At 69.4% G+C, this 25460-nt stretch carries 21 protein-coding genes, 1 pseudogene and 1 other annotated feature; of the genes and pseudogenes, 12 read left to right on the top strand and 10 right to left on the bottom strand.

The genetic code is table 11. From position 1 onward, the window contains the following. Nucleotides 1-148: 148 nt before the first annotated feature. Together Q8N10_RS13145 and Q8N10_RS13150 are read left to right on the top strand one after the other, a co-directional pair. Nucleotides 149-616 (top strand): YaiI/YqxD family protein, encoded by a 468-nt coding sequence (locus Q8N10_RS13145; protein ID WP_304782960.1) that lies wholly within the window; start codon nt 149-151, stop codon nt 614-616. Between the two features lie 175 nt (nt 617-791). Further along, the gene (locus Q8N10_RS13150) at nt 792-1298 is read left to right on the top strand and encodes a cytochrome c family protein (RefSeq protein WP_304782963.1); all 507 of its coding nucleotides are present in this window, start codon (nt 792-794) and stop codon (nt 1296-1298) included. A 259-nt stretch (nt 1299-1557) separates the two neighbouring features. On the opposite strand, the gene Q8N10_RS13155 is transcribed toward Q8N10_RS13150, so the two are convergent. The 4 genes from Q8N10_RS13155 to mnmH all read right to left on the bottom strand — a co-directional run bounded on the left by Q8N10_RS13155 (nt 1558) and on the right by mnmH (nt 8202). After that, the gene (locus Q8N10_RS13155) at nt 1558-4782 is read right to left on the bottom strand and encodes an efflux RND transporter permease subunit (RefSeq protein ID WP_304783259.1); all 3225 of its coding nucleotides are present in this window, start codon (nt 4780-4782) and stop codon (nt 1558-1560) included. Beyond that, complete coding sequence (locus Q8N10_RS13160) at nt 4782-6017, bottom strand: efflux RND transporter periplasmic adaptor subunit (protein ID WP_305663937.1); 1236 nt, start codon at nt 6015-6017, stop codon at nt 4782-4784. The genes Q8N10_RS13155 and Q8N10_RS13160 overlap by 1 nt, the downstream gene beginning before the upstream one ends. A gap of 281 nt (nt 6018-6298) precedes the next feature. After that, complete coding sequence (locus tag Q8N10_RS13165) at nt 6299-7069, bottom strand: class II aldolase/adducin family protein (RefSeq protein WP_304782969.1); 771 nt, start codon at nt 7067-7069, stop codon at nt 6299-6301. Nucleotides 7070-7146: 77 nt separating this feature from the next. Beyond that, a complete protein-coding gene (mnmH, locus tag Q8N10_RS13170; protein WP_304782971.1) occupies nt 7147-8202 on the bottom strand; it encodes a tRNA 2-selenouridine(34) synthase MnmH in 1056 nt (351 codons plus the stop codon). A 99-nt stretch (nt 8203-8301) separates the two neighbouring features. On the opposite strand from mnmH, the gene selD reads away from it, so the two are divergent. From selD to Q8N10_RS13185, 3 genes are all read left to right on the top strand, one after another. Next, nucleotides 8302-9348 carry a selenide, water dikinase SelD gene (gene selD / locus Q8N10_RS13175; RefSeq protein ID WP_304782974.1) on the top strand — a complete coding sequence of 349 codons (1047 nt, stop codon included), beginning with the start codon at nt 8302-8304 and terminating at the stop codon, nt 9346-9348. Nucleotides 9349-9358: 10 nt separating this feature from the next. Further along, the gene (locus Q8N10_RS13180) at nt 9359-9964 is read left to right on the top strand and encodes an HAD-IA family hydrolase (RefSeq protein ID WP_304782976.1); all 606 of its coding nucleotides are present in this window, start codon (nt 9359-9361) and stop codon (nt 9962-9964) included. A gap of 163 nt (nt 9965-10127) precedes the next feature. Continuing rightward, nucleotides 10128-10970 (top strand): DUF523 domain-containing protein, encoded by an 843-nt coding sequence (locus tag Q8N10_RS13185; RefSeq protein ID WP_304782978.1) that lies wholly within the window; start codon nt 10128-10130, stop codon nt 10968-10970. On the opposite strand, the gene Q8N10_RS13190 is transcribed toward Q8N10_RS13185, so the two are convergent. Continuing rightward, a complete protein-coding gene (locus tag Q8N10_RS13190) occupies nt 10967-12283 on the bottom strand; it encodes a carboxylesterase/lipase family protein (RefSeq protein WP_304782982.1) in 1317 nt (438 codons plus the stop codon). The genes Q8N10_RS13185 and Q8N10_RS13190 overlap by 4 nt on opposite strands. A gap of 56 nt (nt 12284-12339) precedes the next feature. Then, nucleotides 12340-12561: pseudogene (locus Q8N10_RS21050) on the bottom strand (carboxylesterase family protein); the annotation flags it as partial. A gap of 100 nt (nt 12562-12661) precedes the next feature. Here Q8N10_RS21050 and Q8N10_RS13195 point away from each other — a divergent pair. The 3 genes from Q8N10_RS13195 to Q8N10_RS13205 are packed head-to-tail and all read left to right on the top strand — an operon-like array spanning nt 12662 to nt 15611. Then, nucleotides 12662-13420, top strand: coding sequence for an IclR family transcriptional regulator (locus tag Q8N10_RS13195; RefSeq protein WP_304782985.1), 759 nt, complete (start codon nt 12662-12664; stop codon nt 13418-13420). After that, nucleotides 13417-14799 (top strand): MmgE/PrpD family protein, encoded by a 1383-nt coding sequence (locus Q8N10_RS13200; protein ID WP_304782988.1) that lies wholly within the window; start codon nt 13417-13419, stop codon nt 14797-14799. The genes Q8N10_RS13195 and Q8N10_RS13200 overlap by 4 nt, the downstream gene beginning before the upstream one ends. Nucleotides 14800-14834: 35 nt before the next feature. Then, complete coding sequence (locus Q8N10_RS13205) at nt 14835-15611, top strand: dienelactone hydrolase family protein (protein WP_304782991.1); 777 nt, start codon at nt 14835-14837, stop codon at nt 15609-15611. A 3-nt stretch (nt 15612-15614) separates the two neighbouring features. Here Q8N10_RS13205 and Q8N10_RS13210 read toward each other — a convergent pair whose 3' ends face one another. Next, nucleotides 15615-17093, bottom strand: coding sequence for a SulP family inorganic anion transporter (locus Q8N10_RS13210; protein ID WP_304782994.1), 1479 nt, complete (start codon nt 17091-17093; stop codon nt 15615-15617). Between the two features lie 69 nt (nt 17094-17162). Beyond that, nucleotides 17163-17215, bottom strand: a sequence feature (sul1 is cis-regulatory element that is thought to sense ions involved in sulfur or methionine metabolism; They are found in Alphaproteobacteria). A gap of 76 nt (nt 17216-17291) precedes the next feature. After that, the gene (glpK, locus tag Q8N10_RS13215) at nt 17292-18791 is read right to left on the bottom strand and encodes a glycerol kinase GlpK (RefSeq protein ID WP_304782997.1); all 1500 of its coding nucleotides are present in this window, start codon (nt 18789-18791) and stop codon (nt 17292-17294) included. 118 nt (nt 18792-18909) lie between these two features. On the opposite strand from glpK, the gene Q8N10_RS13220 reads away from it, so the two are divergent. The 3 genes from Q8N10_RS13220 to Q8N10_RS13230 all read left to right on the top strand — a co-directional run bounded on the left by Q8N10_RS13220 (nt 18910) and on the right by Q8N10_RS13230 (nt 21446). Next, complete coding sequence (locus tag Q8N10_RS13220; RefSeq protein ID WP_304783000.1) at nt 18910-20037, top strand: DUF2336 domain-containing protein; 1128 nt, start codon at nt 18910-18912, stop codon at nt 20035-20037. Nucleotides 20038-20068: 31 nt separating this feature from the next. Next, the gene (locus tag Q8N10_RS13225) at nt 20069-20854 is read left to right on the top strand and encodes an NAD kinase (protein ID WP_304783002.1); all 786 of its coding nucleotides are present in this window, start codon (nt 20069-20071) and stop codon (nt 20852-20854) included. Between the two features lie 109 nt (nt 20855-20963). Continuing rightward, on the top strand, nt 20964-21446 hold the full coding sequence (locus Q8N10_RS13230) for an Hpt domain-containing protein (protein WP_304783005.1): 483 nt from the start codon (nt 20964-20966) through the stop codon (nt 21444-21446). A 39-nt stretch (nt 21447-21485) separates the two neighbouring features. On the opposite strand, the gene Q8N10_RS13235 is transcribed toward Q8N10_RS13230, so the two are convergent. Both Q8N10_RS13235 and spbR read right to left on the bottom strand, forming a co-directional pair. Beyond that, nucleotides 21486-22271 carry an NUDIX hydrolase gene (locus Q8N10_RS13235; protein WP_304783007.1) on the bottom strand — a complete coding sequence of 262 codons (786 nt, stop codon included), beginning with the start codon at nt 22269-22271 and terminating at the stop codon, nt 21486-21488. A 42-nt stretch (nt 22272-22313) separates the two neighbouring features. Further along, nucleotides 22314-23462 (bottom strand): pole-localized protein SpbR, encoded by a 1149-nt coding sequence (gene spbR / locus Q8N10_RS13240; protein ID WP_304783010.1) that lies wholly within the window; start codon nt 23460-23462, stop codon nt 22314-22316. Nucleotides 23463-23642: 180 nt separating this feature from the next. Here spbR and Q8N10_RS13245 point away from each other — a divergent pair, with 180 nt between their 5' ends. Beyond that, entirely contained in the window at nt 23643-25454 is a 1812-nt protein-coding gene (locus tag Q8N10_RS13245; protein ID WP_304783013.1) for an ATP-binding protein, read from the top strand. Nucleotides 25455-25460: the final 6 nt, after the last annotated feature.

Here is a 25460-nt window from a genome sequence, read left to right on the forward strand (position 1 = left end):
CTAGAGCCTGATCCGTTGAGGTGGAATCGCTTCGCGATTCCGCCGATGCGGTGGATCAGGCTCCCAGATTTAAGCGAGAGCATGATTCACGCCTGAGCCGGGACCGCTGCGCGGTTCCGTCTCAAGCGATCATGCTCTAGGACGGGTCATGACCGTCAAGCCCATCGAGATCTTCATCGACGCCGACGCCTGCCCCGTGAAGGACGAGATCTACAAGGTCGCCCAGCGCTATGGACTCAAGACCTGGGTGGTCTCCAACGCCTTCATCATGATCCCCAGGTCATCGATGATCGAGCGGGTGATCGTCGACGCGGGGCCCGACGTGGCCGACGACTGGATCGCCGAGCATGTGGCGCCGGGCGACGTGGCGGTGACCAACGACATTCCCCTGGCCGAGCGGGTGCTGACCGCAGGCGGACACGCGGTGGCGCCCAACGGCAAGCCATTCACGGAGAACTCCATCGGCGCGGCCATCGCCCAGCGGGCCCTGATGGAGCAATTGCGCTCGACCGGCGACATCATGGGCGGGCCCAAGCCCTTTGACCGCAACGACCGGTCGCGGTTCCTGCAGGCCCTGGACGAGATCATCCAGAAGGAACGCCGCAGGCGGGGCTGAGCGCTTGCCAATGACGGCGCTTCGAGTAGCTTCCGCCCACCGAGAGCCTTTTAGGGTCAGATGGAATCATCTGACCCGTTCAAATAGGCTCTCATTCAAAAAGACAGGCGCGTCGGACGGGTTAACCGGCCTCCACTTAACCCTGACGCGCTCTAGGCTCTCGAGAGGATTTCCCATGCGCCACCTCGCCCTGACGCTCGCCGCCACTGTCGCCGTCATCGGACTTTCGGCCTGCGGGAAGTCGGGCGGGACGGAGAGCGCCTCGACTCCCGCCTCGGCCCCGACGCCGGCGGCCGCTCCGGAGCTGAGCGACGCCGAGAAGCAGACCCTGCTGGCCGCCCTGCCCGCCCCCTACAACACCGGCGACCTGGCCAACGGCAAGAAGGTGTTCGCCGTCTGCAAGTCCTGCCACACCATCGTGCCGGGCGGCGCGAACATGACGGGCCCGAACCTCTACGGCATGTTCGGCCGCAAGCCGGGGACCTCGGAGGGCTACAAGTATTCCGAGGTCGTCAAGGCCGCGACCTTCACCTGGGACGCCGAGCACCTCGACAAGTGGCTGGCCAGTCCCAAGACCTTCATGCCCGGCACCAAGATGAGCTTCGTGGGGGTGAAGGACGCCAAGGATAGGATCGACCTGATCGCCTATCTGAAGGTCGAGACGGGTTACAAACCGCAGTAGCGGCCTGCGCGCTCGGAAAGCGCGCGTTTGAAATCAGACAACCTTGACGCGCACCTTGGCGCGGATCACCATAATGGGGTCGAGCTCTTGCAGCATCGATCCCGATCATCTCCCCCTGGGGTGACGGGCTAGGGGTGCGACTCTCCCGCTGGAGCCGCATCAGCGCCGGCGCGACGCCCCCGTCGTCGCCGGCGCGACCATCCCAATGACAGTCTCTCCTCCTCCCCGCTTCGGCGGGGAGGCTTTTCGCGCGACCAGCCTATTCGGCGGCGTTCGCAGCGCGCGTCTGCTCGGCGTCCTCGAAGGCCTCGATGCGGCGCGCGGTGGCCAGGGGAGACTTCGTGAAGCGGGCCAGCATGTTGTAGAAGACCGGCACGATGAACAGGGTGAGCAGGGTCGTGAAGATGGCCCCGAAGAAGATCACCACCCCGATGGTCTTGCGGCTCTCGCCGCCCGCCCCGCCCCAGACGATCAGCGGCACGGCCCCGGCGGCGGCGGCGATCGAGGTCATGATGATGGGACGCAGGCGCAGGGAGGCGCTCTCGATCACCGCCTCGCGGATCGACAGGCCGTCATCGCGAAGCTGGTTGGCGAATTCCACGATCAGGATGCCGTTCTTGGCGGCGATGCCCACCAGGATAATCAGCCCGATCTGACTGTAGGTGTTGATCGTCGAGCCTGCGACCAGGAGGCCGAACAGTCCCCCTAGTACGGCCACAGGCACGGTCAGCATGATCACCGCCGGGTGGATCCAGCTCTCGAACTGCGCGGCCAGGACCAGGAAGACCAGCAACAGGGCCATGCCGAAGGCCAGACCCACGGCCCCGCCCGCCTCGAGATAGTCGCGGGCCGTGCCGCCCCACTTCACCGTGGTGCCGGGGCGCTTGGCGACCTCGGCCTGCAGGAAGCTTACGGCCTCGCCCACCGTGTAGCCGGGGTTGAGCTGCACACTGAGGGTGATGGCCCGCAGGCGGTCGACCCGTGACCGGTCCGGAGTGTCGCCACGCACCTCGGTGCTGACCACCGAGGACAGGGGCACGGTGGCGCCGGAGTTGGTGCGTACATAGAGGCTGGCCAGGTCGTTCTCGTTCTGGCGATTGGCGCGGTCGGTCTGCAGGATGACGTCGTATTCCTGGCCATCGCGGATGTAGGTCGTGACCTTGCGCGAGCCGAACATGGTCTCCAGGGCGCGGCCCACCGACTGAGCCGAGACCCCCAGGGTCGCCGCCTTGTCGCGGTCCAGGTCCACCAGCAGGCGCGGCGAGGTGGGCTCATAGTCCAGGCGCGGACGGGCCATGCCGGGATTGGCCTGAACGGCCGCCATCAGCGGCTGGATCAGGCGCTCGATCTCCGGGTACTCGTTGCCGACCACGATCAGATCGACACTGCCGCCGCCGCCGCCGCCGCGCTGCAGGCTCGGACGGACCGAGGCGATGGCGCGGATGGCGGTGATCTTGGAGAAGTCCTTGTTGAGCTGGGCGGCCAGGTCTGGTGAGCTGATCTTGTGCTCGGCGTCATCGGGCAGGGCGGCGTTGGCGTTGCCAGTGTTGAACTGGTTCTGACCAAAGCGCGGCACCCCCAGGGTGTAGCGGCTGATCGTGCCGTCCTTCAGCAGCTCCTGTAGGCGGGCCTCCACCAGCTTGGCGGCCGGCAAGGTGTAGTCGTAACCGGCGCCTTCCGGGCCTTGCATGTTGATATCGACGCGGCCCCGGTCTTCGTCGGGCACCAGCTCGCGCGGCAGGACGGTGAACAGGGCGAAGGCCAGTCCGGCCAGGACCGCGACCAGGGCCACGGTGGCCACCGAGGCCGAGCGGCGGCCCAGCATGGCGTCCAGAGAGGCGTGGTAGGAGTTGCGCAGCTTGGTCATGCCGGCATCCACGCGCCGGGCGATGAAGCCCTCGCCATGGGCCGGGCGCAGCAGCTTGGAGGCCAGCATCGGCGAGAGGCTAAGCGCCAGCAGGGCCGAGAAGGCCACCGCCGCGGTGATGGCCACGGCCAGCTCCACGAACAGCTTGCCGATATAGCCCGGCAGGAACATCAGCGGCGCGAACACTGCGATCAGCACGATGGTGGTGGCCACCACCGCGAAGAACACCTGCCGCGCGCCGCGCTGGGCGGCGACCACGGGAGGCTCACCCTCGTCCACGCGGCGCTGAATGTTCTCCACCACGACGATGGCGTCATCCACCACCAGACCGATGGCCAGCACCAGGGCCAGCAGGGTCAGCAGGTTGATGGAGAATCCGAGCGGGGCCAGGATGATGAAGGTCGACAGGATGCAGATCGGCGCCACGACGGAGGGGATGATCGCCGCCCGCCATGTGCCCAGGAAGACGAAGTTCACCAGCGCCACCAGCGCCAGCGAGATCCCCATGGTGATCCACACTTCCTCGATGGCGTGCTTGGTGAAGACGGTGAAGTCGACCCCGACCTCCAGCTTGGTGCCCGGCGGCAGGGACCTGTTGATCTCCGGCAGCTGATCGCTGACGCCCTTGGAGATATCCAGATCGTTGGCCTGGGACTGGCGGGTGATGGCGATGCCGACCATGTCGCGGCCGTTGGAACGGAAAACGCGCCGACGTTCGTCGGCCCCTTCCTCGATCCGCGCGATGTCGCCCAGGCGGGTGACATAGGCGTTCTGGCCCCGGTCGGCGGCGGTGACGGCGCCGTCGGCGCTCGCGGTGGAGCCGAGCGCGCCGGCCGAGCCGGCGACGCTGGTGGAGACGACGGCGGCGGCGCGGGCCGCCGAGGTCACAGGCAGCTCGCGGAACTGGGCGGGGGTGGAATAGCCGCGGGCGACGCGGATCGTGAAGTCCTTGGCGGGCGCCTCCAGGGCGCCGGCCGGCAGCTCCAGATTCTGGGCGTTCAGGGCGCTCTCGACGTCATCGACCGTGATGCCGCGCGACGCCATGGCCAGCGGATCGAGCCAGATGCGCATGGAATAGAGCTGGCTGCCGCCAAGCCGGACCTGGGCGACACCGGGGATGGTGGAGATGCGTTCCACCAGATAGCGGTTGGCGTAGTCGGAGAGCTGCAGGCGGTTCAGGGTCGTGGACGAAAACGCCAGGAACATGATTGGCGAGGCGTCGGCGTCCGCCTTGGCGATCTGCGGCGGATCGGCCTGGTCGGGAAGCTGCGAGGTCACCCGGCTGACGGCGTCGCGCACGTCGTTGGCCGCGGTGTCCAGATCGCGATCCAGGGTGAAGGACACGTTGATCCGCGAGGTGCCGTCCCGTGAGGACGAGTTCACCCGGTCGATACCCTGAATGCCGGCCACCTGGCGCTCGATCACCTCAGTGATCCGCTCCTCGACGACTTCGGCCGAGGCGCCGCGATAGGTGGTGGAGACTGAGACCACCGGCGGATCAACGCTGGGCAGCTCGCGCACCGACAGCGAGGTGAAGCAGGCCAGCCCCACCACGCACAGGATGATCGACGCCACGGCGGCGAGCACCGGGCGGCGGACGGAGATGTCGGAGAGCATCATGGCGCGGGACGGCGGGCGGCTCCGCCCGCTCCCGGAGGCCCGCCGGAGCCCACCGGCTTCACGGCCTGGTTCGGCTGGATCTTGTTGAGGCCGTCGCCCACGACCCGGTCGCCGGCGGCCACGCCGTCCTTCAGCTCGACGAAGCCGTCCTGGCGCACGCCGGTGACCACCGGGCGCTGCTCAGCCACCGTGCGGTCGCCCTGTTTTGCCAGGACATAGACGAAGGCCTTGTCACCCTGGACGGAGACCGCCGATTCCGGAGCCGAGAGCCCCTGGCGGCCGCCTTGGGCGACGGCGACCCGCATCATCATTCCGGGTTTCAAGCGACGGTCCGGATTGGGAAACTCGGCGCGGGCCGTGAGCGCGCGGGTCCGCTCGTCGATGCGGGTGTCCAGCAGGGCGATGCGGCCCTGGACGACTTCGCCCGGATAGGCGTCGACCCGCGCGGTGACGGCCTGCCCCTGGCGGACGGAAGCGATGTAGCGGTCGGGCACCTGGAAATCGACGCGGATGGCGCTGGTGTCGTCCAGGGTGACGATCGCCGAGCCGGGATTGATGAGGGCGCCTGGGGTGATGTCGGTCAGGCCCACGACGCCGGCGAAGGGGGCGCGGATCAGCCGGTCGCCCTGGCGGGCCTGGGCGGCGGCGACATTGGCCTTGGCCGAGAGATAGTTGGCTTCGTACTGGTCGATCATCGCCTTGGAGGCGAAGCCCTGCTGGCCCAGGGTCTTGTAACGGTCATAGGCGCGCTGCGACTGGACCAGGCTCGCCTGGGCCTGGGCGAGGCCGGCGTCCTGCTCGGTGTCCTTCAACTCAACCAGAACCGCGCCGCGGCTGACCGACTGACCGGGCGAAAAGCGTACCCGTTCAACAAGCTGGGTCGCCGCCGCGGTCAGGGTGACCGACTGGCGACCCTTGGCCACGCCGATCACTTCGATGGTGTCGGTGAAGAGCCGGGACTGGATGACCGCCACGGCGACATCGGCCGGACCGCCCATGCCGCCCCGGCCGCCACCGCCGCCTGGACGACCACCCGGCCCGCCACCCGGGCCCTGCGTCATGGCCACGCCAGGCGGACCCCCAGGCCCCTGCTTCTTGCCGAGGGTCAGCTTGTAGGCGCCCGCGACCAGCATGAGGATCAGCACAAGGATCGCGCCGGTGAGGAAGAAGTGGCGTCGTAACAAGCGGGGGGACTCCGTCGCCTCGATAATGCGGGCGGCCAGTGGGTTCAAAGTCGAGCGGTCTTATGGCTTCCAGCTAGCGCCCGTCCAGTGACAGAACGATGGCTGTACGTGTCTGGTCGGAAATAGACCGCGGTTACACCGTGTAATCGCCGCATTTGATCGACGATAGCCTTTGAATCAACCGGTTAGCGCCAAGAAAAAGGGCGCCGGTCACCCGGCGCCCAGAGACTGTCGTTCGCCGGAATCGTCCCGGCCCGGACCTTGTCGGGCCGCCACCCCGCCGCGTGAGGAATCAGCGGCGGGCGGCGGGCGAACGGGCTGGCCACCAGTTAGGCGTCGTAACCCGGCAGTTCACGGTCCAGGCGGCGCAGGGCGCCGGGCCAGCCCAGCTTGCCGCCGATGCCGCGCATCACCTGCCCCTTGACCTCCAACTGGGCGGCCTCGGGGGCGAACAGCACGTTCTCCCGGCCCGCCGACAGCGCCTTTACCTGCATCTGGCAGGCGCGCTCCAGGTAGTACATGCCCGTCCAGCAGTCAGCGGCGCTCTCGCCCACGGACAGGGTGCCGTGGTTGCGCAGCAGCATGAGGGTCTTGGCGCCGATATCGGCCACGAGACGCTCGCGCTCGTCCAGGTTCAGGGCGATGCCCTCATAGTCATGATAGGCCAGCCGCGGCAGGACGATGCAGGCGTGCTGCGAAAGGGGCAGCAGGCCCTCCTTCTGGGCGGCGACCGCGACGCCGTCGTCGGAGTGCAGGTGCATCACGAACTTGGCGTCTTCGCGCGCGGCGTGGATCGCCGAGTGGATGGTGAAGCCCGCCGGGTTGATGAAGTAGGGCGTCTCCTGGAGAATCTTGCCGTCCAGGTCGATCTTCACCAGGGACGAGGCGGTCATCTCGCCGAAATACATGCCGTAGGGATTGATCAGAAAATGGTGATCTGGGCCCGGAATGCGGGCCGAGATGTGGGTGTAGATCATGTCGTCCCACCCGTAGAGCGCCACCAGGCGATACAGGGCGGCGAGATCGACCCGCGCTTCCCATTCCTCGGCGCTGACCTTGCCCTTGAGCGAATTAGCGCCTGCAAGCGAACCATCGGCCATGACAGCCTCCCTCGTCTTATCGTTTGTGATCGTTGTTCATAGGGTCGCGCCCCAGCGCCCTAGCGTCAAGGCCGCGCTCAGATCGACGCCAGCCGACGGATCTCCGCCGTTGCCGCCTCCTGGTTGGCGGCGCCGAGATCGGCGAGTTCAACGATGCCCAGCCGCGGCCGCTCGTCCTTGCGGGCGGAGCGGTCGTAGGCCGGGTCGTAGTGGTGCTCCATCAGGGCGCCCGCCAGATCCTCAAAGGCGCCGGCGTCGGCCAGGCCGCGCCAGTTCTCCAGCCGCTTCTGGCCGGGATAGACCGGCAGGCGGGAAAAGGCCTCCTCCAGCTCGGCGCGGTCGGCGATCACGTCGCGATAGGCCTCCACCAGATAGCGGGCGCGGGCCTCGCGGGGCGCCTGGATCACGATGCGCGGCGCGGTCTGCATGGCCTTCCAGACCGCCGGCGGGGTCATGCGCTCGCCGATCTTGCTGGATTCCGCCTCCACCACGATCGGCCGCGAGGGATCGAGCTGGTCCAGCGCCGCGAGCAGGCGGCTCTCAAACAGCTTCTGGCTGGGCTGGGGGTGTCCCGCCACCGCGCCGAACAGCGAGCCGCGGTGCGACGCCAGGGCTTCCAGGTCGAGGGTTTGAACCCCCTGCCCCGCCAGACGCGCCAGGATTTCGGTCTTCGCGGTGCCTGTATGGCCATCCAGCAGGACCAGATTCAGCGCCGGCGCCTCGTCATAGAGGCGGGCGTTCACCGCGCGGCGGTAGGTCTTGTAGCCCCCGGTCAGCAGCCAGACCGGCCAGCCCACCTGCGACAGGATGGTGGCCATGGCGGTGGACCTCTGGCCGCCGCGCCAGCAATAGATCAGCGGCTGGAAGCTGGCGGGCCGATCGGCCAGGGCGTTTTCAAGATGACGGGCGATGTTGCGCGCCACGAGGGCGGCGCCGATGCGCCGCGCCAGGAAGCGCGACTCCTGGACATAGATGGTCCCGACCTCCGCGCGCTCCGCGTCATCAAGAACCGGCAGGTTCTCGGCGCCGGGCACGTGGTCCTCGGCGAACTCGCCCGGGCTGCGCACGTCGATGATCGCATCGAAGCGGGCGAGCGACGGGGCGTCGACCGCCTCGGTGAGCTGGATTCCCATGGCCGACTGTTAGCACCGCGCGCGCCGCTGTGGCGAGACTGGTCCGACGCTGTGGCGCGGACTAAGAGGTTGGCAGGTTCCCCTGTCCGAGAGTTATCCATGACCGACGCCGTCCGCCTGACCTCCCTGGCCCATGGCGGCGGCTGCGGCTGCAAGATCGCCCCGGCGGTGCTGCAGGACATCCTGGCCCGGATGCCGGCGGCGGCGGCCTTCCCCAACCTGCTGGTGGGGACCGAGACCTCGGACGACGCGGCGGTCTGGCGCCTGAACGACACCCAGGCCCTGGTGGCGACCACCGACTTCTTCATGCCGGTGGTGGACGATCCCTTCGACTTCGGCCGCATCGCCGCCACCAACGCCCTGTCGGACATCTATGCGATGGGCGGCGCGCCGATCCTGGCCCTGGCCATCGTCGGCATGCCGATCGACAAGCTGGCGCCGGAAACCATCGGCCAGATCCTGGCCGGCGGCGCGTCGGTCTGCGCGGCGGCGGGCATCCCGGTGGCCGGCGGGCATTCGATCGACAGCGTCGAGCCGATCTATGGCCTCGTCGCCCTGGGCCTGGTGCATCCCGACCGGGTGCTGAAGAACAGCGCCGCCCGGGCCGGCGACGTCCTGATCCTCACCAAGGCGCTGGGCGTCGGGGTGCTGAGCGCGGCCTTCAAGCAGGACAAGCTGGACGCGGCGGGCTATGGCGCCCTGATCGCCTCGACCACCCAACTCAACGCCGTGGGCCAGACGCTGGCCACGCATGACGGCGTTCACGCCATGACCGACGTCACCGGCTTTGGGCTGCTGGGCCATGCCCTGGAGATGGCGCGCGGCGCGGGCCTGACCGCCAGGATCGATCCCGACCCGCCCCGGCTGCCGGGTGTCGAGGCCCTGGCCAGGGCCGGGGTGCGCACGGGCGCCTCGGGGCGTAACTGGGCGAGCTACGGCGCCTCGGTCGACGCGCCGGGCGACCTGCCCGACTGGAAACGCGACCTGCTGTGCGATCCCCAGACCAGCGGCGGCCTGCTGATCGCCGTCGAGCCCGCCGCCGCCGAGGCGGTGATGGCCCTGGTCCGGGAGGCGGGTTTCGCCGCCGCCGCTGTGGTCGGACGATTGACCCCGCGCGGCGGCCAGCCCGTGGTGGTCGGAACCTAGGGAGCGGCCGATGAAGCTGAGCGGGGTGATCTTCGACGCCGACGGGGTGCTGCAGCACGCCGGGCCCTTCGGGACGGAGGACTGGGTCTGGAGCGCCCGGCGGCACCGGGACTTCGTCACCGGCTTCTATTCCGCCGCCGCGCCTGAGACCCTCGCCGATCTGGGCGCCTTCACCGCCGCCTGTGGCCGGGCCCTGGCGCAGGCCGGTTGGCCCCACGACGCGGCCAGCTATCTCGAGCGCTGGGCCGAGGGCGCGGTCATCCCCGACCCCGCCTTGCTGGAGGACGTCCGGCGGCTGCGGGCGGCAGGCGTCGCCTGCTATCTCGGCTCCAACCAGGACGCCTTCTGGGCGGCGCACCTAGAGACGACGCTTGGCTATGGCGCCCTGTTGGACGGCCTGTTCATCTCCTGCCGCCTGGGCGCCGCCAAGCCCCAGGCCGCCTTCTTCGAGGCCATGCTGGCCCAGATCCCCTACCCCCGCGAGGAGCTGATCTTCTTCGATGACAAGGCCGCCAACGTCGAGGCGGCCCTCGCCTGCGGCCTGGAGGCGCGGCTGTTCACCGATCGCGCCCGGTACCTGCGCGACCTGGAAGAGCTGTCGGGACTGGAGACGTAGCGAGACTTGACGCGCCGCTCGGGGACGGGAAAACTGGACGCCGGTCGAGCATGGCGACCAACGGTCCGCGTAAAGGGTTGAACCCGCCTGCAGACGGCACATTCGAAGCATCTTCTTCTGCCCGAGAACCGCGGACGCCGGGCGCATTGGAGAAGGTGTTCCCATGACCAAACCCAAGCCCATTCCCGCACGCCCTAGCCTTGAATGGCTGCGCAAGACCGCCAAGGACCGGTTGGCCCAGGCGCGGAGGGTGACGCCCGAAGCCAAGCTCGCCGCCGCGCAGCTCCAGATCGCCCGCGAGTACGGGTTTTCGAGCTGGCGGGCGATGAAGGTCCATGTCGAGCGGCTGAGCGCGCGCCGGACCTTCGATGAGGACGGCGTCCCGACCCACCTGCCGCGCGTCGACCTGATCGCGTCCTGGCCGGACTTCACGGCCGAGCGCCCGTTGAACCTGTTGGTCAGCGGCTGCCTCGCCGGACTGCCGGTCGGGGTGGACGGCTCCACCTATGGCGACCATGCCCTTATCCGGCGGCTGATCGACCTGCCCAACGCGCGGGCGGTGACCTTCTGCCCGGAGAACTTCGCCTTCGGCACGCCCCGCGCCACCCCAGACATCCACGGCGGCGACGGGCACGACGTCCTGGATGGCCACGCGAAGGTGTTGTCGGATACCGGCGAGGACTGGACGGCGGGCATGATCGCGGCGGCAGAGCGCATGCTGGCGATCGCCAGAGCCCATCAGGTTCGGCTGGCTATCCTGATGGACATCAGCGCGGCCTGCGGTTCCCAGGTCATCTATCGGGGGGCCCGCGCATCGTCCGCCCACCAGATCGGCCAGGGCGTCTGCGCGGCCCTGCTGGTGCGCAACGGCATACCCGTCGTCAGCCAACGCGACTACCGCACCTTGAACGGCGTCTTCCGCCGGCTGAACCCCGCCTTCAGATCACGGCCGGACCTGCGCGACCACCATGAGGTCGACTGGTACCGGGATTACTTCCAGGCTTAGGCGCCCGCGGCGGCGGGTTGGCGGTGCAGGGTGCCCTTGAGCTGCTGGGTCGGGTAGGCGTCCATCGCCAAGCGCTCGGTCCGATGCGGATCGCTTTCGGCGCCCGACGTAGTGTCGAAGAGCATCACCGTGCGCTGCTCCAGATCATAGGGTCGCCACGCCGGGATGGCCGAGGTGTTGGGGTCGCCGGTGCGGGCGAAGGCCAGCCAGGCCTGGCTCATCTGATGGGCCATGGCCGCAGTCTCCTCGCTGGCCTCGCCCACCATGTGCGGGGCCTTGGAGACGTTGTCGAACATGAACGGCAGGTCGAGGGAGTGGGGGGTGATCCGCCGCCCGCCCTCCACCGGGGTGCGCCACATCAGGCGGTAGGACCAGACCGGCGCGGCCCCCTGGGCGGCCTTCAGCTGGGTCTGGATAACGCTGTCGCGCCAGTAGCCGCGGGCCGTGGTGATCTTGAAGAACAGCTCCGACGGCGAGGCGGCGGGGCTCTCGGCGCGGAAGGTCGCCACCACGCCTGGAATATCGGCCTGCGGCAGGTAGCTGGTCAGGCGTGCGGCGAGGCCGGCCTCGTCCAGGCTGAAGGTGGTCTCGTCGGCGCTGCCCACCTGGTTCGACAGTTCGGTGCGGCAGGTGCCCACCATCATCGGGATCTGGGCTGAGATGACCGGCGCCGCCGGATCCCACGGATGGGCGTCGAAAACCACCTCGTCGAGGGTGGGCGAGAAGCGCGCGGGGTGCTCGCGCATCAGGGCCCGATTGGCCTTCACCAGGTCCACGAAGGGCAGGTCCTGCAGCCGGCGCGCGTCGGCGCGGGCGATCCCGAGCAGGGTCAGCAGTCGGTCCAGCTGTTCGTTGGCCCGGTCGCGCGGGGTCAGGCGCAGGTGCGAGCCGCTCTGCACGATACCGCGATGGAACAGGCCCTGGGCGCCCTTGGCCGCCATGGAGATGCTGACCTTCCGGCCGCCGCCGGACTGGCCGTAAATGGTGACATTGCCCGGGTCGCCGCCGAACCTGGCGATATTGTCCCGCACCCACTTCAGGCCCGCGATGATGTCGAGATAGCCGGCGTTGGCCGACCCCGCGAAGTCGTCGCCCAGGGCGTCCTGCAGCAGGAGGTGGCCAAAGACGTTCATGCGGTGGTTCAGGCTGACGCAGACCACGTCGCCCTTCGAGGCCAGGTTGACCCCGTCATAGAGGATCGAGGAGCCGGAGCCGGCCTCGAAGCCGCCGCCGTGCAGCCAGACCATGACCGGCCGCCGCGCCTCGTCGGCGCCCGGCGTCCAGACATTGAGGACCAGGCAGTCCTCCCCCATTTCCGGCTTGTTGCCGGGATAGCCGCCGTCGGACAGGGTGCTGCGGGTCTGGGGGTCTGGGGGGCGGTCTGGCCATAGAGAATGGCTTCCCGCACCCCGCTCCAGGCCTCCACCGGTTGCGGCGGGCGGAAGCGGTTGGCGCCTCCGGTGGGCGCGCCATAGGGGACGCCGCGGAAGATCGAGACGCCGCGGAACCTTTCGCCGCGCACCTTGCCGCTCGCCGTCTCGACCACGGGACCCGCGCGGACGCTGTCGTCCGCCGCCACGTCGCTACCCATCACCCGCTCCGCTCGCTATCGTTCCGTCATGTGGAACGTTGTTCCATTGACAGAATGGTCGGCCCCAGGGCAGATCATGTCAACCAAGGGGAATGAGCCGATGAGCGCGGAGCCGGTCTCGACGACGGAAGGGGTGGTGCCTCGCACCTTCGCGGTGCTCGAGGCCCTGACCCGGTCGCCGGAGCCCATGCGGCTGTCGGCGCTGACGCTGCGCCTCGGCCTGCAGAAGAGCACGGTGCATCGCATCCTCGCGGGGCTCATCGGCCTCGACTACGTCCAGCAGAACGCCGAGACCGGCTGCTATTCCGCGACCCTGAAGCTTTGGGAACTGGGCGCCAACGTCATCACCGAGCACCCCATCAAGCGGGCCGCCTCCGGCTTCCTGCAGGAGCTTCAGCGGGTCACCGGCGAGACCGTCAGCCTGGTGATCCGGGCCGGCGACGACGTGCTCTATCTGGACAAGATGATCTCGCCGCGCCCGATCCGCTTCACCACCCGCATCGGCAGCCGGGTACCCGCCCCGCTCACGGCCGGGGGCAAGGCGATCCTGGCCCACGCGCCCGACGCCCAGGCGGTCCTCGAGCGCACCGCCGCCGGCATTGGCGGCAAGCGCCGCCTCGATGTCGCGGCCTTGACGGTGGAGCTGCAGGAGGTTCGCGAGCGGGGCTACGCCATGGCCAGCTATCAGCCCGGCGTGGTGGGCTTCGCGGCGCCCATCATGGCGCGCGGTCCGGAGGCCGCCGCCGCGATCTCGGTCTCCGCGCCCGCCGAACGCGTGGACGAGAAGGGCCGCCAGGAGATCATCGAACACCTGCTCTCGACCTGCGCCAGCATGGCCGAACAGGTGGGACGGCTATGAGCGCCGCCGACGCCGCGGGACCGGCGCTGTCGGCGTACATCGCGGGCAGCCAGACCGCGCCGGTTCCTGAGAGCTTCCGCAGCCTCGGGCGGCTGCACATCCTCGACACCCTGGCCTCCATCGTCGCCTGCCGTGACCTGGCGCCGGCGCGCCTGGCCCGCGACTTCGCCGTCGCCCAGTCCGGCGACGCCCGGCGCAGCGCCGCCACCATCCTGGGGACGAAAGCCACCGCCGCCCTCGGCGACGCGGCCTTCGCCAGCGCCATGGCCGCCCACGGCGCGGAGATCAACGACTTCATCCCCTCGGCCTTCGTGCAGCCGGGCCCGGCGGTGGTCAGTGTCGCCCTGGCGCTGGCCGAGCAGCGCGGGCTCTCCGGCGAGGCGGTGCTGCGCGCCGTGATCACCGGCTACGAACTGGCGGGCCGGATCCCCAAGGCGCTGGGGGTCGGCAACCTGCGGCGGGCCGGGATCGCCAATCACGGGATCGGGCCGGTGTTCGGCGCGGGCGCGGCGGCGGCCTCGATCCTGGGTCTCCCCGAGGATCGGATTCCCGACCTGCTGACCTATTGCGCGCAGCAGGCGGCCGGGTCCTGGCAATGGCTGCTGGACGTCGAGCATGTGGAAAAGTCCTTCGTGTTCGCCGGCATGGGCGCGCGCGCGGGCCTCAGCGCCGCCCTGATGGTGGAGGCGGGCTTCACCGGCGTGCGCGACAGCCTGGACCATCCCGAAGGCTGGATGGCCTCGAAGATCTTCACCGGCGGGGACGCAGACCGCGCGGGCCTGATCGAGGGCTTGGGAGAGCGGACCGAGCTGATCCACACCGCCTACAAGCGCTACCCGGTCGGCGGGCCGACCCAGCCGGCGGTGAAGGGACTGCTGGACCTGCTGCCCGACCTGGAAGCCTCGGCTGTGGAGAGCGTGCGCATCGAGATGCCGGGCCGCTGGCAGGCCTTCCGCGACGCGGCCATGCCGGCCCTCAACCTTCGCTACCTGACGGCCATCATGCTGATCGACCGGCGGCTCGATTTCGTCTCGGCCCAGTCGCTGGAACGGATGGCCGGTGACGCCGCCGTGCACGCGCTGATGGCCCGGGTCGACGTGGTCCACGACCCCGCCCAGGAGACCCCGCCCGGCCAGCCGCGCACCGAGTCGGCCCGCGTCATCGTCCGCCTGAAGGACGGCGCGGTGCGGGAGGTCTATGTCCCCCACGTGGTCGGCTTCCCGTCGCATCCGATGACGGCCGACGAGGTGGAGGCCAAGGCGCTGGAGCTGATGGCGCCGGTGCTCGGCGCGGCGCGGGCCGCCGAGGTGGTGCGCGCCGTCGCGCAGATCGAGACCCTGCCCAAGGCGGCCGACCTGGCCCACCTGATTGCAACCTGACGGCCGCAAAGACGGCCTGGCTCTGGAGAGACCCCATGGAATTCATTGGCGAGAAGACGCAGGACGGCGTCACGCGGCGCGAGTTTCGGCTGGTCGTGGACGGCGACGCCGTGCCGGGCGTCATCTGGGCGCCGGAGGGCGCGAAAGGCCCACGCCCGCTGATCCTGCTGGGCCACGGCGGTTCGCAGCACAAGAAGGTCGCCAACCTGACGGCCGCCGCCATCAGCCACGCCCAGAAGCTGGGCTATGCGACCATGGCCATCGACGCGCCCGGCCACGGCGACCGGATCACCCGCGAGCAGGCGGAAAAGGCGCGCGCCGCCGCCGCCGAGGCCGGCCGCAAGGCCCAGCAGGGCGAGCGCCCGCAGGCGGCGGCGCGGCCGACCCGTGACGCCGGGGTGGCGCTCAAGCATGTGGCGGAGTGGACGGCGGCCCTGGACGCGGCCCAGGGCCTCGACTTCGTCGGCGCCGGCCAGCCGGTGGGCTATTGGGGCGTCTCCATGGGGACCCGCTTCGGCGTGCCCTTCGTGGCGCAGGAGCCGCGGATCACCGCGGCCATCTTCGGCCTGTTCGGGGTCTTCCCGGGCCTTGAGGACCACAAGGCCGCCGCCGAGGCCATCCGCATCCCGCTGCTGTTCGTCTACCAGTGGGAGGACGAGCTGATGACCCGCGAGCAGGGCCTGGCCCTGTTCAGCGCCTTCGGCTCAACTGAGAAGACCATGCACATCAACCCAGGCCGCCACGTGGAAATCCCGGCCCACGAGCGCGACGGCTGGCTGGCCTTCTGGGAACGCCACCTCGGTCGAGCCTAGGCGTCAGTGGCCCACCGATGACGGCAGGTGGGTCTTGTCGTGGCGGCCCACCTGGTCGAGCAGGGTGGCGCTGGCCTCGTTCATACCGATGACAGCGACCTCGGCGCCCTGGCGGCGGTAGCGGAAGACGACGCGGTCCACCGCGGCCACCGCCGTCAGGTCCCACAGGTGCGCGTCGGTCATGTCGATCTCGACGCGCCTGGGATGGCCGTGGAACTCGAACTCCGCGCCGAACACATCGGCCGAGGCGAAGAACAGGTGGCCGTGCACGACGTAGCGGCGCAGGTCGTCGCCGTCTTCGAGCGCCTCGACCACCACGACCTTGGAGACCTTGCGCACGAACAGCAGGGCGCTGAGCAGAACGCCCAGGACCACGCCCTTGGAGAGGTCGTGGGTCACGACGACGGTGACGGTGGTCACCAGCATCACCAGCGATGACACCGCCGGAGAGCTCCGCAGCCGCAGGATCGATCCCCAGTCGAAGGTGCCGACCGAGACCATGATCATCACCGCCACCAGGGCCGCCATGGGGATCATCGCCACCCAGTCGCGAAGGACCAGGATCAGGAACAGCAGGAAGAGACCCGCCCACAGCGTCGAGAGCCGCCCTCGGCCGCCCGAGGTCACGTTGATGATCGACTGACCGATCATCGCGCAGCCGGCCATGCCGCCGAACAGGGGCGACAGGATGTTGGCGATCCCCTGCCCCCGGGTTTCGCGGTCCTTGTCGGAGGGGGTGTCGGTCATGTCGTCGATGATGTTTGCGGTTAGCAGGCTTTCCAGCAGGCCCACGAAGGCCAGGGTCGCCGACACGGGCGCGATGATCCGCAGGGTCTCCCAGGTCAGGGGCACGGCCGGCAGATGGAAGACCGGCAAGGTGTTGGGCATGGAGCCCATGTCCCCCACCGTCCTGACGTCGATCTTCAGGGCGATGGCCAGAGCGCTCAGCACGACGATCGCCACCAGGGGGGACGGCACGGCCTTGGTCAGCCGGGGGAAGCCGTAGATGATCGCCAGGCCGGCGGCCACCATGGCCCAGGTCTGCCAATTGGCCCCGATCAGCTCAGGCATCTGGGCCAGGAAAATCAAGATGGCCAGTGCGTTGACGAAGCCGGTCATCACCGAGCGCGAGACGTACTTCACATAGCGGCCGAGCTTCAGCAGCCCCACCACCACCTGGAAGACGCCGGTGAGCAGGCTGGCCGCGAACAGAAATTCGATTCCGTGGTCGCGAACCAGGCCGCCCATCAGCAGGGCCATGGCCCCGGTGGCGGCCGAGATCATGGCCGGACGGCCGCCGACGAACGCGATGGTGACCGCGATAATGAAGGAGGCGTAGAGGCCGACCGCCGGATCGACCCCGGCGATGATGGAGAAGGCGATCGCCTCAGGGATCAGCGCCAGGGCGACGACCGTCCCGGCGAGCAGGTCGCTGCGCGGGTTGGAAAGCCAGTCGCGCCGAAGGGTGGCGAGAGATGTCATGGAAAGCCTTATCGAGGCCAAGCAACCCCGCGCCTGCTGTGGGGCGGGTCAGGTCTGTCTGTGTCGCTTGAGTTTCCGGGGGATAGGCGCCCGGCCGAGCCACCCGGCGAGCCGGGTCCGATGAATGCCCGGCTTGTGCCCCGGCGCCGGACCTAAGGCAAGTTGGTTCAGGCCAGCAAGCCCCTGCCAGGTCCGCGCCTACCCCTCGGTCCGCACCCGGGCCACGGCGTCCAGCCAGCGGGCGTAGGCGGCTTCGCGGTCATGGCCGTCCAGCTTGGGGTCGTGGCGTTCGGTGGCCGGGCGGGCGGCGGCGGCGTCCTCGACGGTGGCGTAGACCCCTGCCCCCAGTCCCGCGAACAGGGCCGCGCCGAGCGCGGTGGTCTCCTGGTAGGTGGCCCGGCCCACCGGCACGCCGGTGAGGTCAGCCAGGCGCTGGCTAAACCAGGAGGAGCGCGACATGCCGCCGTCGATGCGGATCTCCACGGCCGCGCCGAAGGCGCTGGGCGCGTCGGCGCGCATGGCCTCCACCAGGTCCCGCGTCTGCAGGGCGCAGGCGTCGAAGGCGGCCTGGGAGATCTCGGCGAGCGTCGTGTCGCGGGTCAGGCCAAACAGGGCTCCGCGCGCCTCGGCGTCCCACCAGGGCGCGCCCAGGCCGGTGAAGGCCGGCACCATGACCACGCCATGGTCGTCCTTGGCGGTCTGGGCCAGGGCCTCGATGGCCGAACCGCCGCCGGGGACGTTCAGCCCTTCATTGATCCATTGCAGGGCCGCGCCGGCGATGAAGATCGAGCCCTCCAGGGCGTAGGTCGTCTTGCCATTGAGCCGGGCGGCGACGGTGGTCAGCAGCTTGGCGCGCGACAGCGGCGCGGTCTCGCCGGTGTTGACCAGCATGAAGCAGCCGGTGCCGTAGGTGGCCTTCATCTCACCGGGCCGGATGCAGCCCTGCCCCATCAGGGCGGCCTGCTGATCGCCGGCCACGCCGCGGATCGGGATGGCGCGGCCCAGCAGGGCGGCGTCGGTCTGGCCGTAGTCGGCGGCGCAGTCGCGCACGTCGGGCAGCAGGGCCGCCGGCACGTCCAGCAGGTCCAGCATCTCCTCCGACCAGCGCTGCTTCCTGATGTCGAACAGCAGGGTGCGCGAGGCGTTGGTGGCGTCGGTGGCGTGCACCCTCCCCCCAGTCAGCTTCCATATGACCCAGCTGTCCATGGTGCCCACCAGCAGCTCGCCGGCCTGGGCCCTGGCCCTCGCGCCCGGGATATCCCCCAGCAGCCAGGCGATCTTGGTCCCGGAGAAATAGGGGTCCAGCAGGAGGCCGGTGATCTCGGTGACTCGGGCCTCATGGCCGGCGCGGCGCAAGCGCTCGCAGGTGGCGGCGGTTCGGCGGTCCTGCCAGACGATGGCGCGGTGGATCGGCTCGCCAGTGGCCTTGTCCCAGATCACCACCGTCTCGCGCTGGTTGGTGACCCCGATGGCGGTGACGTCCCCGATGGGTCGCCCGGACTTCTCGATCGCTTCCTTGATCACCGCGACGCTGGTGGCGAAGATCTCGTTCGCGTCATGCTCCACCCAGCCGTCCGCGGGATAGAACTGCTCCAGCGGCCGCCCGGCCTGCGCCAGGGCGCGGCCCTGCGCGTCGAAGAGGATGGCCCGGGTGGAGGTGGTCCCCTGGTCCAGCGCCAGGATCAAAGGTTCGGCCATTTCGCCCCCCGCACTTAAACAAGCTGCCCGCCAGATTTGTGGTTGGCAGCTTGTAACCATGTTTTCATACGGGTCTGAGCAGAATCAGACCGCAACGATTCCCAGCAAGGAAACGGGTTTGAGCGTCGCCGCCAAGACGGAAGAGATATTGGGTCTGGCCAGGAGCCGCGCCGTCCAGGACCGCGAGCGCCTGCTGCTGGCCATCGTCGACCTCTGCGACGCGGGCGAGGGCGCCGAGGCGGTGATGAGTTCGGGGCCGGTCCAGGCCCTGCTCTCCTCCATCTTCATGAGCCTGGTGGTGGAGGCCGAGCGGGACATCCGCAAGCGCCTGGCTGAGAAGCTGGCGACCGCCGCCTGGGCGCCCGCCGCCCTGATCAATGTGCTCGCCCTCGACGACATCGAGATCGCCCGGCCGATCATCAGCTCCAGTCCGGTCCTGCAGGATCCCGACCTGGTGCGCCTGCTCACCGAAGCCACGATCGAGCACCAGATCGAGGTGGCCCGCCGGCCCAATGTCGGCCCACCCGTGGTCTCCGCCATCCTGCATCAGAACGAGCCGGCGGTGCTGACCGCCCTGGCCGGCAATCTCACCGCCCAGATCGCCGACAGCGAACTCACCGCCCTGGTCCAGGCCTCGCGGCGGATCGTGTCCCTGCGCTCTCCCTGCGCCCACCATCCGGGGCTGACCGACGACCTGGCGCGCGAGCTCTACATCTGGGTGGGCCAGGCCCTGCGCCAGGCGCTCACCGCCCGCTTCCGCCTCGACCCGGAGGCGATGGACGCCGCCATCGCCGAATCGGTGCGCGAGGCCCACGGCGGCGTCGTCTCAGAGCATCCCGAACAGCAGGAGGTCTGGGAGCGCGAAGGCGAGAAGGAGGAGATGGAGCGCCGGCTGCTCGCCAAGCTCGACATCGCCGGCCAGCTGCGTCCCGGCTACCTGCTGCGCGCCCTGCGCGAGCAAAAGCTGTCCCTGTTCGTCGGCGGCCTGGCGACCCTGGGCCGCTTCGATCCCGAGCACGTGCGCCGCTCGGTCGATTCGGACCGGCCCGAACTGCTGGCGCTGGCCTGCGCCGCCGTCGGCATCGACCGCAGCGTCTTCCCGACCATCCTGGGCCTCGTCCGCGAGCTGAACGGCGGCAAGCCCGGCGGCGGCCAGGAGGGCGAACGCCGCGCCGGGGGCGCCTTTGGCCCATTCGCGCCGGACATCGCCAACGCCGCGTTCCGCCAGGCGGCCGGCAAGGTTTGACAAGACCCGCGTTTCTCGCGCACCTCGCCGCATGTTCAAGGCGCAGCCCTTCGTGACCCGCCTGGCCTTTCTGGCCAGCGACCGCCCCGAGGCCCAAGAAGCGCGCGGGGCCCTGATCGCCCGCTACGGCGAGGCCCCGATGGCCGAGGCCCAGGTCGTCGTGGCCCTGGGCGGCGACGGTTTCATGCTGGAAACCCTGCACGACCAGATGAGCGGCGGCCACAAGCCGATCTACGGCATGAACCGCGGCTCGGTCGGCTTCCTGATGAACGAGTACAGCGAGGAAGGCCTGCTGGAGCGGATCAACGTCGCGGAGAAGGCGGTGATCCACCCGCTGACCATGACCGCGGTCGACTCCTACGGGAAGGAGCACAGGGCGCTGGCGATCAACGAGGTTTCCCTGCTGCGCCAGACCCGGCAGACCGCCAAGCTGCGCATCTCCATCGACGGCAAGGTGAGGCTGAACGAGCTGTCCTGCGACGGGGCCATGGTGGCGACCCCGGCCGGCTCGACGGCCTACAACCTCTCGGCCCACGGACCGATCATCCCCCTCGACGCCAAGGTGCTGGCCCTGACGCCGATCAGCGCCTTCCGCCCCCGGCGTTGGCGCGGCGCCCTTCTGGCCCACACCGCCAAGGTCAGCTTCGAGATCCTGGAGGCCGACAAGCGGCCGGTCAGCGCCGTGGCCGACAACCTGGAGGTCCGCGACGTCCTGGAGGTCCACGTCGCCGAGGACCGGGAGATCAGCATGTACATGCTGTTCGACGCCGGGCGCAGCCTGGAAGAACGCATGCTGACCGAGCAATTCGCGGTTTAGGATGTCGGGCGCGATCGCGCGCCGCGCGGCCATCTCGCCGCACCCCCGCCTCATTCGTTGTTAACGCCTGCGATCTAGGTTTCTGTGGACTAAGTTCAGGAGCCGAGTCGTGAGCCAAGAGAATTCCGGTCAGGTGATCCAGGTCCCCAACACGCTTCGCCTGAAGGTCGGGGGCCGGTTCGGCGCGATCGATCCGGCCGCCATCGCCAAGGCCGAAGCCGCGCTGAAGAGCCTCTCGGGCAACTTCTCGCAGTGGCTGAACGACGAGGTCATCAAGCTCGAAGCCGCACGCCAGCGCGTGAAGAGCGAGGGCATGAACCCTGAAACCATGGAATTCCTCTACCTGCGCGCCCACGACCTGAAGGGCCTGGGCACCACCTACGAATTCCCGCTGATCACCCGCATCGGCGCCTCCCTGTGCCGGCTGATCGACGACAAGGACAAGCGCATGCAGGCGCCGATCGCCCTGATCGACGCCCACATCGACGCCATCAAGGCCGCCGTCCGCGACGACATCAAGACCGACGAACATCCTGTGGGTAAGGCGCTGATCGAAGCGCTGGAATCCAAGGTCCGCGAAACCGGGCTCTAAGACCCGGAGTCCTTCTCCCATGAGAGAGGTCTCCTCCGATCACATCACATTGGCCAGCGGTTCGGCGACGATGCCGTAGCCGGCGTCGGCCGGCAGGGTCAGGACGCGGCCCTCGGGGCGGTCCTCGATCTTCGGCAGGACGGTGACCAGGGTGCGCCCCTGCGCGCGCGCCACGCAGTCGGCGGCGCTGGTCGCCTCAGCCAGCAGCTGCACGTTCATGCGCGTGGGGAAGATGACCTTGCGCGCGCCGGCGTCGGCCAGGCGAAGCACCTCGGCCGGCTCGATCCATTCGGCGTCCACCGTCTCGCGGCCGTCGCAGGCGGCGAGCTGGTCGGCGGGCGCCAGGGCCGCATAGAACCAGGTGTCGAAACGCTTGGGGGTCAGGGGCGGGGTGATCCAGCGGGCGAAGATGGTGAGCGCGTGCAGGTCCAGCTTGGCGTCCAGGTCCTTCACCACGTCCAGGAAGGCCATTTCGCCGCGATCCACCGCCTGGCGCACGTTCATCGGCGCGATCTGATCGCCCATCGGCGAGCCGTCGGTGTGGGAGGCCAGCAGGATGCCCGCCTCCTCGAACACCTCGCGGATGGCGGCGATCCGGAGGCCCCGCTGCTCGGCGTCAAAGTCGGCGTGGCCCAGGGTGTGGCCGGCCCAGGCGGGATCATGGTCGCCGGCGTGCGACTTGCCGCCCGGAAACACGAGGGCGCCTGAGGCGAAGTCGATCTGATGATGGCGCTTGACCATCAGCACCTCGAAGGTCGGGTCGTCGCGCAGGAGCAGGATGGTGGCGGCGGGCTTGATGTCCGCGTCGGGGGCGATATCGGTCATGCCCCAGCTTGGGCGCCACAGGCGCAGCAAGCAAGTCTGCTTTTAGGCGCTCTCGGACAGCCGCACCGTCTTGCGGGCCTCGTGAGTGATACGGTCCATCTTCTCCAGCAGATATTCGACGTCCTCGCGGGCGGCGTTGGCGGGCTGGGTGAGGAACCGCTGCAGCATGCGTTCCTGGAACCGCTCGCGGTCCCGGGCGCCGCCGTCGAACTCCATGGAATGGAAGGTGTCCACCCCGGCGCGGAAGGCGGGGAACAGGCGGGCCGGCAGCCCTGCCCGCTCATAGATGGCCCGCAGGCCCAGCGGCCCCGCGTCGTGAATCATCAGCCAGGTGCGGTGGTGCGGCACGCTGGCCAACTCGGCCAGGCTCCACTCGAAGAAGGTCATGTGGCCGTGGGCCAAGGACCGCAGCAGCAGGGAGGCGTTCAGCCGCTCGTGCTTGTGCAGGTGAGCCACGAAGCTCTTCACGTCCGGCGCGCGGCCGGCCTGGTCCACCAGGTCGATGGTGGCCCGCTCCTTGGCCCCCATGGCGATCTCGAGCGCCAGGTCCGGCGACAGGGCGTGATGGTTCAGCAGGTGGTCGCGGACCTCCTCGCTCACCAGGTCGATCAGCTTTTCGGTGACCGCCAACGGCAGGGCCGCGCGATAGGCGACAGCGGCCAGGACCCGCTCGGACTTCTCGAAGCGCTCGATGACCTTGGCCAGCGCCCGGTCGGCGAAGTCGGCGTTGTCGTTAGCGCAGGCGGCCTCCACCGCGCGCTCGACGCCGTATTCCACGATGGCGTTGGTGACGGTCTGGGAGACGCGGGGACGCTTTGCGATCACCACCTGGCGCACCGGGCCGCCCAGGCGCACGATCTCGGCCAGGTCCTCGTCGGTGAACACCGGCGAGGAGGACAGCATCGGCAGGGAAATGCTCTCGACGTCCTTGGCCAGCCGCAGGGCGACGTCGCGCGGCACGATGGTGGAATTCTTCAGGGTGACGGCGAGCGCCCGGCGAACCAGCTCGCCGGCGTCGGCGGCCATGACCCGCAGGATCTCCTGGGCCTGGACACGTTCCTCGTCCGACAGCTCGTAGCGGTCGATATTCCGGCACAGCTTGTGGGCCGCCACGGCCCGCTCGTCCGGGGTCGCGCCCTTCACCAGGGTGCGAATGTCTTCATCCGTCAGCGCCGCCCGCGTGGTCGCCATACCTGCACCTGTCCCCGCCCCGGAATCACCGGAGTCCGTCTCCGTTATAGTGACTGGTTAGGCTTAATGATCGGTTGCTTGGCCGTGAGGTCGGGAAGCTGTGGATTAACCCTGGCCGGTAACTCCGCGCCAACCCTGAACCACTACCTTGCGTGGCGATATCTCCCCCAGAGGCGCCCCATGGCCACGACCCAAGATGATCGGACGGCCGAGCCTATTCGGGGCGGCCAATCGGCGACACAGCAGGCGTTGGAGGCCCAGACCGCCCTCCTGCCCTACGCCCTGGCGGTGTTCGCCGTCAGCCTCCCGGCCTATGTCTGGGCCGGCAGCCATGCGGTGAACGCCGTCTGGATGACCGGCACCTTCGCCATCTTCGCCGGCGCCTGGGGTGCGTTCTACGGCGTCGTCAACTGGTTGAAGAACCCCGACAACGCCGCCAACACCGTGCAGCGGGGACGTGTCCAGATCCTGTCGGCCCTGATCTGGGCCCTGGCCGTGGCGCAGATCGCCGCCTTCTCCGATGGCGCGGGTCCCGCTCGCGAGCCGCTGCTGATGACCGCCCTGGCGGCCTCGGTGGTGATCATCTTCTTCGCCTCCCCCTGGTTGCCCAGCCTGCTGATCGTGGGACCCGCCGCCGCCGCCGGCCCACTGATCGCGCTGTTCTCCCGCCCCGAAGACAAGGACCTGGCCAGCAACGCCTGGGGCGCCATCGCGCTGGCCATGGCGCTGGCCCTGATCCTCAACCGCATCCTGCGCCGTCAGTTCTCCCTGGCCGCCGAGCGCGAGATTCTGATCGCCGACCGGGCGGGCAAGGTGGAAGAGGCCAAGCGCCTGGCCCAGTCCAAGTCCGACCTGGTGGCGACGCTGAGCCATGAGATCCGCAACGGCCTGACCGGGGTCGCCCACGTCCTGGCCGCAGCCGCCGGTCGCAATGGTCGTGGCGCGCCCTCCCGCGAGCAGCTGACCGCCGCCCTGGACGCCGCCAACGACCTGATCGCCGTGCTCAACACCACCCTGGATTCCGAGACCGCCGAGGCCGGCCGCCTATCGGTGGACACCCGCCCCTTCGATCCCGTGGCCCTGCTGCGCGACCTGGTGCTGCTGAACCGCCCCAACGCTTCCGTGAAGGGGCTGGAGCTGACCCTGCATGTCCCGCCAGAGCTGGAGGGTGGCCATGCCGGCGCGGCCCTGGCCGACGCGCACCGGGCCCGCCAGATCATCGCCAACCTGATCGGCAACGCCGTGAAATTCTCCGTCCGGGGCCGGGTCGAGGCCCGCCTCGAGATCACCCCGAGCGGCCGCCTGGCGGTCGAGATCGCCGACACCGGCCCGGGTCTCACCTCCGACGAGCTGGAGCGCGCCTTCGAGCCCTTCGCCCGCGTCGAGCGCACGAGCGCCGGGACCTCCGGGGCGGGCCTCGGCCTCTCCCTGGCCCGCCAGCTCGCCCGCCTGATGGGGGGCGACCTCACCGCCCACAGCGCCGTCGGCGTCGGGTCCTGCTTCCGCCTGGAACTGCCCTATGACGCGCAGGCCGTGGCCGAACGGGGGATCGAGGCCGTGGAGGCCGTCGCCCCCGATCCCAGCGAGCGCCGCACCCTGAAGGTGCTGATCGCCGAGGACGACGCGCTGAACGCCGCCATGCTGCGCGCGGTGATCGAGCAGCTGGGGCACCAGGTGGTTCACGCCGTCGACGGCCGCCGCGCCTTCGAACTGGCAAAGATCTGCGAATTCGACCTGCTGATGATCGATGGCCGCATGCCCAACATGGATGGTCCCGCCACCATCACCGCCGTGCGTGGCCTGGAAGGCCCCGGCGCTCAGGTTCCCATCGTGGCGGTGATCGGCGGTGACGCCGAGGAAGCCAGGGAATGCACCGACGCCGGCGCCGACGCGGTCCTGCGCAAGCCGGTCAGCGTGGCGGCCGTGGCCCGCGCCGTCGCCGACGCGGTCGCCGTGACCCGCAGAGAGATCCCCACGCGCCTCACGGCTTGAGGCAGG

The organism is Phenylobacterium sp. (genome assembly GCF_030693625.1).
Taxonomy (GTDB): domain Bacteria; phylum Pseudomonadota; class Alphaproteobacteria; order Caulobacterales; family Caulobacteraceae; genus Phenylobacterium; species Phenylobacterium ferrooxidans.